General features: G+C 40.7%; 6 protein-coding genes. 4 read left to right on the top strand and 2 right to left on the bottom strand.

What is annotated here, in order from left to right; genetic code table 11:
* Positions 1 to 243 precede the first annotated feature (243 nt).
* Positions 244 to 1953, bottom strand: a complete 1710-nt coding sequence (gene menD / locus EDC44_RS08470) for a 2-succinyl-5-enolpyruvyl-6-hydroxy-3-cyclohexene-1-carboxylic-acid synthase (protein ID WP_131977349.1) — start codon at positions 1951 to 1953, stop codon at positions 244 to 246.
* 13 nt (positions 1954 to 1966) lie between these two features.
* Positions 1967 to 3268: an isochorismate synthase gene (locus EDC44_RS08465; RefSeq protein ID WP_131977346.1), complete on the bottom strand. Its 1302-nt coding sequence runs from the start codon at positions 3266 to 3268 to the stop codon at positions 1967 to 1969.
* Positions 3269 to 3420: 152 nt separating this feature from the next.
* Here EDC44_RS08465 and EDC44_RS08460 point away from each other — a divergent pair, with 152 nt between their 5' ends.
* From EDC44_RS08460 to EDC44_RS08445, 4 genes are all read left to right on the top strand, one after another.
* Positions 3421 to 4635, top strand: coding sequence for a pyridoxal phosphate-dependent aminotransferase (locus EDC44_RS08460; protein ID WP_131977343.1), 1215 nt, complete (start codon positions 3421 to 3423; stop codon positions 4633 to 4635).
* A gap of 195 nt (positions 4636 to 4830) precedes the next feature.
* Complete coding sequence (locus EDC44_RS08455) at positions 4831 to 9033, top strand: autotransporter outer membrane beta-barrel domain-containing protein (protein WP_131977340.1); 4203 nt, start codon at positions 4831 to 4833, stop codon at positions 9031 to 9033.
* A gap of 188 nt (positions 9034 to 9221) precedes the next feature.
* Complete coding sequence (locus EDC44_RS08450) at positions 9222 to 9797, top strand: TetR/AcrR family transcriptional regulator (protein WP_131977337.1); 576 nt, start codon at positions 9222 to 9224, stop codon at positions 9795 to 9797.
* Between the two features lie 39 nt (positions 9798 to 9836).
* Positions 9837 to 11021: an efflux RND transporter periplasmic adaptor subunit gene (locus EDC44_RS08445; protein WP_131977334.1), complete on the top strand. Its 1185-nt coding sequence runs from the start codon at positions 9837 to 9839 to the stop codon at positions 11019 to 11021.
* Positions 11022 to 11040 lie beyond the last annotated feature (19 nt).

Genomic DNA, 11040 nt, shown 5'->3' with positions numbered 1-11040 from the left:
GCGACTTCATCGCGGATAAACTCAAAATCAATGGCTTTAGCCACTTTGCGGACAAGATGGTCTTTGGGTACAAGTTGTTCGAGACTTATCATCTCAAGTTCATATTGTGGAGAGGCGGTATTTTTGAGCATAGACATTTCCTTTTTCGATATGCCTATTAGATCAAACCTCTAGATGGATGTCTAGAGGTTTGTCAGCGGTCTGATACCGCACTTAATGTGCGGTATTTTGTTAAATAGATGGCTACTCACCAATCACTGCATGACTGATTTTCTCAATCAATTTCTTATAAATATTACTACCATCCGTCGGATTTACTTTAATTTCAATCACCGTGGCTTCTTTACGGGAATACGCTTGCTTCAACACCGAACTTAAATCCGCCCAAGTATATGGACGGGCATATTTAAGCTCAAACATGGATGCGATTTGTGAGAAATCCAAACCGTGCGGCATACGATAATAAGCGTTTTTCACGGCATCATCCACCGGCAGCATATCAAAAATAGCCCCGCCGTTATTATTGATCACAAAAATAATAGTCGGTTGCGTGACTTTCTTAAATAATGCAAAGGAATTCAAATCGTGCAACGCGGAAGTATCACCCACCATTGCCACCACAGGCTGATTATTGGCAATCCCGACACCGGCTGCGGTTGCTAATAAACCGTCAATACCGCTTGCTCCACGGTTGGTATAAACGGGATAACCATCCGGCAGTTTGCATAAAGCATCCACCAAACGCACAAACAGGCTGTTTCCTAAGAACAACGCACCATTATTCGGTAAAATTCGTTCTAAATGATGAGCAAGAGCCGCTTCATTTAATTGACCGCCTACCTGCTGCTCAATAAAAGATGCACAGAAATTAGACAATGCTAAGGGCTCAATTAACCAAGGTTTTTGACGTAGAGGCGGATGAGCCCGAAGCCAATGATGCACTTTCACATTAAAACGGGAATGAGAATGATGATTCGGGTCTAGCCGGGTTTGACTTTCGCCGATAATCCAATATTCTCCTTTAAAATCCGCTAAGAATTGATTAATACGTTTGCTAACAAAGGTTGAACCTAACTGAATCACTAAATCTGCTTGCAATAACTTTTGTCGCACCGTTTGGTTTACCAGCCAAATATCTGCATAAGGCAAACTCGGTTCCACACCAGATTGCACATCGGTTAGCACGATCCAACTTTGTGTGGCAGCCCAAGCGGCAATACCCATACTTTGTTCCAATGGCAAACGCCCTACTACCAATACACCACGTTTGGTACGCCATTGATCCCAGTTTTCGTGCATCATCACTTCTTGTTGCTGTTCTTGATAATCAATCCATTTTTTCGGATGCAGCAACCAACGTTGAATCGTAGCGAACCACGGATGATTATCCACATCCGCATCGTTTGCATTATACAAAGGCTCTGCAAAAGGCACATTAATATGCACCACGCCTTTTTGTTGCTGTTGTTGCTGGCAAGCGTGTTCTAAAGTTGAAATCAACCATTTCGGAGCATAATCCGGGTTTGGTCGCGGTAAATTTAAAGTTGCGACAGGATAACGACCGAACATATTTTCTTGCAAAATTGCCTGATTTGCACCGCACTCTAAAAGCTCAATGGGGCGATCCGCGGTTAACACCACTAAATTCACACCGCTTTGACGGGCTTCGATAATCGCCGGATATAAATTCGCCGTCGCCGTACCGGAAGTAACAATAATTGCCACCGGTACTTTGGCGGATTTCGCCAAACCTAAAGCAAAAAAGCCTAAGCCGCGTTCATCAAAATGGGTATAGCATACTACTCGCTTGGCCTGTTGCAAACGGGCGGCTTCGAGGGTTAAAGGCGTGGAACGCGAGCCGGGAGCGATACAGATATGTTGCACGCCGTAACGAAGCAGTGTTTCTAAAATGACTTTCGCCCAACAACGATTAAATATACTGATTCCTGACATAGTTATTCCTTTGCTATTCTATTTCTTTTGATTGTAGCAGAGATACCAACCCTGCTGCTTTTCGTTCAATTTCTTGCCATTCTAACAAGGGAATCGACCCCGCCACAATGCCCGCCCCGGCAAAAACGCGAATTTTAGATTGTTCGCCATTTTCAATAAAAGCAGAACGAATTGTGACACAAAATTCCGCAGCTTGACGATTCATAAAACCTAAAGTACCGGCATACCAAGAGCGGTCAAAATTTTCTGTGTTTTGCAAAAACTGCATCGCGGATTGCTGCGGTAAACCGGATACGGCCGCCGTTGGGTGAATAGCCATTAGACAATGCTGATCGCTATATTGTTCAGCAAGTTCGGCAAAAATCCGGCGGCGTAAATGTTGTACTTGGCGTAATTGTTTTAATTCCACCTGTTGTATGTTAATTTCCGTAACGAAAGAATGCAGGTTTTGGCAAATATCGTCCACCACCAACTGATTTTCATACAGATTTTTTTCATCGTTCAACAGCCATTGGGCTAATCGTTGGTTTTCCTGTTCATCCGCAGTCATAAACGCCGTGCCCGCTAAGGCTTCCGTTTGCAGATGTGATCGATTGCGGGCATATAAACGTTCCGGTGTAGAACCCACAAACGCAGTATACGGATTCTCTGCCCATAAAAAATGATAGCAGCCGGCATTTTGTTTTTCACTTTCTGCCAAGAAATCTTTGCTGTTTAAAGACTGTGTGACAAATTCCGTTTCATTGGCTAACACCACTTTAGTTAAATCCGTATGGGCAATAGCGTTTAAGGCTTTTTTCACCCAGCCGCACCACAGTGTCTGATCGGCAGATTGTTTCATCAATTCGATAGATTGCGACACGGCAGAAAGTGCGGTGGATTTTGCTAAATTTTCCAATACGGCCAAAATAGCTTGTTGTTCTTGAATCGGATCCGCTTGATGGTCTAAGGTTAAATAAGCCGTTACGCTTTTTGGCTCGGCACTCAACAATAAACGGGGTAAATAAAATTGACACTCGCCATTAAAGGTTAGTCCACCCACTAAAGTTGTGGAATGTTGCTGAATAAAATAATCTGCTGAATTCAGCTGAGAAAATGACCGCACTTTACCGACGGAAATCACTGTTTGCATGTTATCGCGGTGACGCCAGTAAAATTGCGGATAGCTTTGTTGTGCTTTCAGCCATGCTAACCAATTCATGTCATTAACCGCAATTTGTGCTTTCAGCACGGAAATAGCGTTTTGAGATGAATGAGATTGAAGTGCATTAAGTTGTTCGGTTAATTGCACACGCAGAGTTTGCAACGCGTTCATTTTCCTTTCTTTATCATTCAAAATTGAAAAAATTGCCGTAATTCTACCGCACTTTAAAATAAATTTTTACTAAATCTTTTATTCTTTGCAAAATCAGGTTAAAGTGTATTCACTTTTCACTCAAAAGAACTAAACAAAAACGAGGGTGTAGCATGGATCTCTTTCCCAAATCAGATAAATTAGAACATGTCTGCTATGATATTCGCGGCAAGGTACATAAAGAAGCAATGCGTCTTGAAGAAGAAGGCAATAAAATTTTAAAACTGAACATCGGTAATACCGCGCCTTTCGGCTTTGATGCGCCGGACGAAGTATTAGTGGATTTAATCCGTAATTTGCCGACTGCACAAGGCTATTGCGAATCCAAAGGCTTATATTCCGCCCGTAAAGCGGTGGTGCAATATTATCAATCCAAAGGCATTTACGAATCTACGGTGAACGATGTGTATATCGGCAACGGCGGTTCGGAATTAATTACCATGTCTATGCAGGCATTATTGAACAATGGTGATGAAGTGCTTGTTCCAATGCCGGATTATCCGTTATGGACGGCGGCTGTGACCCTTTCCGGCGGTAAAGCGGTACATTATGTGTGCGATGAACAATCCGATTGGTTCCCGGATATTGAAGATATAAAAAGCAAAGTAAGCTCACGCACTAAAGCGATTGTTATCATCAATCCGAACAACCCGACCGGTGCGGTATATAGCAAAGAATTGTTATTGGAGATTGCCGAAATCGCCCGCCAAAATAAATTATTGATTTTTGCCGATGAAGTGTATGACAAAATTTTATACGAAGATGCCGTACATCATCATATCGCGGCTTTAGCACCGGATTTATTGACGATTACCATTAACAGTCTTTCCAAAGCCTACCGCAGTTGCGGTTTCCGCCAAGGTTGGATGATTCTTAACGGTCCGAAAGAACATGCTCAGGGTTATATAGAGGGATTGGATATGATCGCCTCTATGCGTTTATGTGCCAATGTTCCTATGCAACACGCCATTCAAACCGCATTAGGCGGCTATCAAAGCATTAACGACTTAATTCTACCCGGCGGACGCTTATTGGAACAACGCAATAAAGCCTATGAATTGCTTACCCAAATCGACGGCGTGAGCTGCGTGAAACCGAAAGGTGCGTTATATATGTTCCCGAAATTGGATGTGAAAAAATTCAACATCTATGATGATGAAAAAATGGTGTTGGACTTATTGAAACAGGAAAAAGTGCTGATCGTACACGGTCGCGGCTTCAACTGGCATCAACCGGATCATTTCCGTATCGTTACCCTGCCTTACGTTACTGTCTTAGAAGATGCTATCGGTCGTATCGCCCGCTTCTTAAAAACTTATCGTCAATAAAATCTCTTATTACTTTTTATACAATCACCGTACTTAATATAAACAGAGTTCGGTGATTTTTTTATCTATTTTAGATCATTTTTTATACCAAAAAATCATAATAACTTATATTGATATTGGAATATATGTTCAGTAATATGCCTATAAACTTTTGAAATTATTTATTTTCTTAATCCAAGATAGGTAGGCATTACCATGAATAAAATATTTAAAACAAAATGGTGTACGTTTAAACAATGTTATATAGTTTGTTCTGAACTCACCAAGCGAGCCGGAAAACTGTCTGGTAGCACGTTATTATTGACCTGTGGAATCTTAACATCTTCCTTTGCTATCGCAGAAACCGTTACTTCGGAAACTAATGGGGAAATAGTTGCTAAAGAATATTCCGAATCAGTTACTGTTGACGACTCTCTAAGTATCACTACAACACCAGCTTCCGGCGTCACTTGGACTATTCCAAAAGGACTGGTCGTCAGAGGTAACAAAGATGTCACCATTAATGGTGATGTTGATGTCAATGTAACACTTGCGAGTGAAAACAACCCAAAACGTTCTGCTGATTCTAATGCCTCATATGGCATTGCAGTGGGTTATGAATATAATGGTGGAACTTCCACTGATAATGCAAACTTAACGGTCAATAATGCTACAATCAATGTTACAAATACGGCCAATACAAAACTTGGTATAGTCAATTTCAGCGGAGCTACAGCTCCGGCAGGACATCAATTGTCAGGCCTCAAAATATATCGCACTACTGGTGCAACTCCCACATTTGTTTCCAATGGATTATTAAGCATAAATGTAACGGATAATTCCACTGCAAAAATCGGCGATTATTTAGCTGGTATCTATATTTCAGGAGATGGTTCAAAAGCAACTCTTAATGATTCAAAAATAACAATTGTAGCAAATGGCAAACATTCTGCTGCATTAAAAATTGGTAAACCTAATTTGCCAAATCCAGCGTATTCAACCGAGTACCAAGGTGCCAGCATTATATCTAACGGTAATATGATGCTCGATACAACTCAAACTACTGATTCCGCTACTGTTCGTTTATTCGGTAATAAATCTAGTTTGATAGCTGACTCAAATAGCAGTTCAGGAGAAATTCATTCTGGAAATTCTGCCATAGTATTTGATGTACAAGATTATGATACGACTGTGACATATATTATTTCAGATCAAGTATCAAGAAATGAGAATGCCGTAGCTCAAGTTGTTAGATTAAATAATACTATTATTGATACAACATCTGAAACAGCATCATTAATTAAAGCAAGGGCAGAAATGGTTTCCAGTATTGCGGTTGCTTTTGCAGGAAACAAAGTTGCCGGTTGGTTTAATAATGGTAACTTTGCTGCAACGAATGCTGAATTTACGTTATCGGGTTCTCAAAGTAAAGCTACTGCTGCAAGCAAAGGTTGGTTAGTAGAAACTGAGGCTCTAGATAACGGGTCAAAATGGAGGGCTGCAACAGACGGTGCTGTTTCCAGTTTAACTGTAAATCTCAAAGATCAAGCAACCGCGATCGGATTAATGCATAAAAATTCAGCCAGTGCAACTTATTCATCTACTTTAGATGTCAATGTCAGCAATAACGCGACATGGAAACTTGCTAAAAAAGAAGACTTAACCGATCAACGTTCAACTATCAGTTCATTAAATCTTTCCAATAGCGGTACTTTAGATGCCGGAACAAACTTAACCGGCAGTAACGCTGAATATTTTGTCAAACTCACTTCTGACGGTACAACCAATAACGGTACGCTAACCAGTACAGGCGGGGTTATTACTACAGCCAATAAAATCACAACGGATTTACTCACCGTTGAAGGAAACTATACAGGTGCCGATAGTGCAAAACTGACTTTAGACACAAAATTAATGGATGGCGATGAAAAATCAGCTACCGCAGGTTCGTCAACATCAGATGTGTTATATATCACAGGGGATTCCGGCGGTACAACCGATATCACCATAAATAATATTGGTGGTACCGGTGATTTGACTAAAGAAGGGATTAAAGTCGTAAAAGTAGATGGTACTTCTGCAAGTGATAATTTCACCTTAAAGGGTGATGGTGTTGTATCCAATGACAGTATTTCCGTACGTGCGGAGAAAAAACATCAATTTACTTATCGTTTATATCAAGGAACAACTAATGATAGTTTAGGTACAAATGGTATTCCTAGCGGTACAGATACAGCCGATATTGATACAAATGACTGGTATTTACGCAGTACCTGTACCGATGGTTCTCATACGGTAGGCAGCAGTGTTTCATCAAGTAAATATGACGGTCTGGGATGTGTCGGTGATGATACTATCGCCATTGAAAGTGGTGCAAATATTGATAAAGTTGAAGGTGCCGGCGGTAATGATACGATTACCATCACAGGCAATGCGATTGTGACAGGTGATGTTTATGGCGGTAATGCCGGAGTTGATAACAGTGCTAATAGCGATGGTAATGACAACATCACGGTATCAGATACGGCAACTATCAGCGGTAGCATTTATGGTCAAACCGGTAATGATATTATCACAGTAACAAATACCGCCAAAATAGTAGGTTCAGTCAATGGTGGTGATGGCGATGATACGTTTACTTGGTCTGATACATCAACTATTACGTCATTCAACGGTGAAAATGGTTCAGATACAGCTACCGTCAGTTCAACCGGCTATGATGGTTCACAAGTGTTAGACGGTGGTGATGATACGGAAACTGCTGACGGTTATATTGATACTTTGAACTTAAATAGTATTTCCGTCACAGCAAATGGCAGTATGCTCAAAAACTGGGAAACCATTAATCTCAATAATACAACATTGAATCTTGTTGATTCTTTGCAAACGTCAGGTAATGCAAGCAACGGTTTAAATATTAACGCCGGTTCAACGCTTAGCTTGGCAGGAACAACTGCAACCGTAACAGGTCAGGTAACCAATAGCGGTACAATTAATTTAACCTCCACTTCTACGGCAACCGAAACCTTAAATATTACGGGTAATTACACAGGTAATAGCGGCAGTACAATAAAAATGAATACAAACTGGAATGCCCCCGGAGATTCTAACGGTTCAAATTCTGAATCCGACGTTCTGAATATTTCCGGTACAGCAACAGGAACAACAACCGTTATACCGGTTAAAGCAGACGGTACAGAGAACATTATTGACGGTAATGTACAACAAGTCTATGAAATCATAAATACCATTCCGGTAATTACGGTTGGCATTTCCGGAAATACCGTATTCAGCGGAACGGCAAGTACTACGGGAGCCAGTGAAGCACAACTGGCTAAACGTACTGTGAACGGTACTGATCAATATTACTGGACTCTCGCAGCACTACCACGGCCTACCCCGGTACCGATTTTCGACAATAAGGTTCCGGCCTATGTCCAAACGCCTTGGGTAAATATGGAACAAGCTTACGCTGTATTACGGACTTTACATGAACGACGTAGTGAAAACCAAATTTTAGCATGGAATAATTGTAACGCCTGCGAGCAATCCGAACGCGATCAAACATGGGTAAGATTACTGGGCAGTAGCTTAGAAACCGAAGGGAAAACACGTCTTAATTTCGATTTAGATACCAAAGGTATTCAAATCGGGCATGATTTTGCAATCAAACGTACCGATGAGGGTGGTCACCGACTAACCGGTATTTACGGTGCATATTCACGTGGCGATGCAAAATTCTATGATAAATTCAGAGCGCAAAACGGTCTCGTAATTTCAGATAAATTGACCGGTACGGTGAAAACCGATATGTGGAGTTTAGGCTTGACACACACACGTTATTCACCGAATGGCAGCTATCTGGATTTAGTGGGACAATTTTCCCATATTCATAATAAATACCAAAGCCGTAACGGTGTAGGGCAAAAACAAAAAGGCTTGAGTTTTATTTTATCTGCAGAAGCCGGACACCCGTTTGCTTTAAATGAACATAGTCTACAAGGCAACGGCTGGTTGCTGGAACCGCAAGCACAATTAATTTACCAAATGGTCAACCTAAAAAGCTTTACCGATAAAACAGCTAAAACCGTTGATCAACCGACACAACACGGACTACGCGGACGCGTTGGTTTAAGACTTGCTTACAACAGAACTGATGCTGAAAAATTATATACCAACACATTCTATGTAGTTGCGAATGTTTGGAATGATTTTGTCAAACCAAAAGCAGTTCATATCGGTACGGATGAAGTTCGTGAACGTTATGCCTCAACGTGGGGCGAAATTGGTATTGGCGGTCAGCTTCCAATATCTAAAAACAGTTCTATCTATGCCGATGGGCGTTATGAACGTAATTTAAATGGCGTCAAACGTAGCGGCTACCGCGGAACCATAGGCTATAAATATACTTGGAAATAGCTCACTGATTAAGTAACTCATTAAAATCACCGTCTTCCTCTGAAAAGTGCGGTGATTTTTTTATTTAAATTTACAATCATTTCTTGCTTTAATAAAAAAAATGTCTAAAATGAACGAACGTTCATTCAATGTACTGTTCAGTATATTAATGAATTTATTTTCCCCTTTTATCATAACCTTGAGGATCTATGTCACAGAAAAAAGTCAGTGATATGACTAATCAGATTTTCGCTGCTACTGAACGCCTAATGGCTGAACATGGCTTGCATTATTTATCGATGCATAAAATCGCAAAGGAAGCGGGGATTTCAGCAGGTTCCATTTATGTTTATTTCAAAAATAAAGAAGAATTGCTTGAATTATTGGTACGCAATATATTCGATACTTTTCAACAGGAATTAACCAAAAATTGGGATCCGGAGGCTGAACCATTTCAGCAATATCGTCAGTTATGGCTGAATTTATGGAATGTATTATTAAACAGACCGAGTTTTACGCTCAATATGTCGCAATATCAATCATTGCCCAATTTTCATAAAATCGTGCGAGAATGTAAAAGCAACGAACAGGATCAATGGCATATTTTCTGTAAACAAGCCATTGAACGCCAAGTATTAGTTGATTTGCCTACTGATATTTTATGGATATTGAGTTTAGAAGGTGCCATACATTTGGCATATTATGCCGTATTGGAAAATAAAACATATTCCACCGCACTTTTAGAAACGATAATTGAACGTTCATGGCGTTCAATTAAAAAATAATTTAATTTTTGTTTTAACTAGTAAAATCGGAGTCCTTATATGGAACAAACTCAAAATAAACCAAAGAAATCGCACAGCTTTTTGTTGCGTTTGGTTTTAGTCATTGTTTTAGCGATTTTCGTAGCAATGATTATATTGAATATTATCAAAAGTAAAGCCATTGCCAATGCTATTGCCAATGCGGGTGAAACGCCGTCGCCGGTAACCGCCATGATTGTTGAAAGCAAACAATGGACACCGGTTATTGAAACCACCGGTTTGGTACGCCCGAACCAAGGTTCAATGTTAAGTATTCAAACCGGCGGCGTGGTTAAACGCGTGTTGATCAAAGACGGTCAGGCAGTGAAAAAAGGTGATGTGTTAGTAGAACTGGACAGTTCCGTAGAACAAGCCACTCTAAAAGCCTCAGAAGCCCAATTACCGGCATTACGTGCAACTTATAATCGTTATGCAAATTTGATCAAATCAAACAGCGTGTCACAAACCGAGTTAGACAGTGCCAAAGCCTCTTACGATGCGATGGTTGCACAAATTGCTTCATTAAAAGCAAGTATTGAACGAATGAAAGTCATTGCACCTTTTGACGGCATAACCGGTATTGTACAAGTGAACGTAGGTGAATATGTAGCAGCATCAAGTGATATCGTTCGAGTCGAAGACAGAAGTATGATGAAAATTGACTTTGCAATTTCTCAAAACCGTATTGATGAGCTTTATGTAGGTCAAAAAGTAACTGCTACGGCAGATGCTCGCTTAGGTCAAACGTTCTCCGCAAAAATTACGGCTATCGAACCGGCGATCACCAAATCCAGCGGTTTGGTAAACGTACAGGCCGTATTTGACGGTGAGAATGCCCAAGAATTAATGTCCGGTATGTTTGCCCGTTTACGTGTAGCCTTACCGACGGAAAATAATCAAATCGTTGTGCCGCAAGTTGCTATCAGCTACAACATGTACGGTGAAATTGCTTATGTATTAAAACCATTAGCCGCTGATGATGCAGCCAATAAAGAGGGTGCGAAAGATCTTTATCGTGCACAACAAATTACAGTCACGACTAAAGACCGCCAAGGTATCTATGCACAATTAAAACCGGGTGATGTGAAAATCGGTGATCTTATCGTTACCAACGGCCAACAAAATTTAAACAACGGTAAATTGGTACAGGTTCAAGATCAACAAGCCGTTGGCACGGTTGCTCCGGCAAAAGAAACCAGTTTATAGGAAGTAAATTAGGAATTAC

It is taken from the genome of Cricetibacter osteomyelitidis, from assembly GCF_004340985.1.
Lineage (GTDB): Bacteria > Pseudomonadota > Gammaproteobacteria > Enterobacterales > Pasteurellaceae > Cricetibacter > Cricetibacter osteomyelitidis.
The sequence above is the reverse complement of the archived record's forward strand: the minus strand, read 5'-3'. Positions and strand labels throughout refer to the sequence as shown.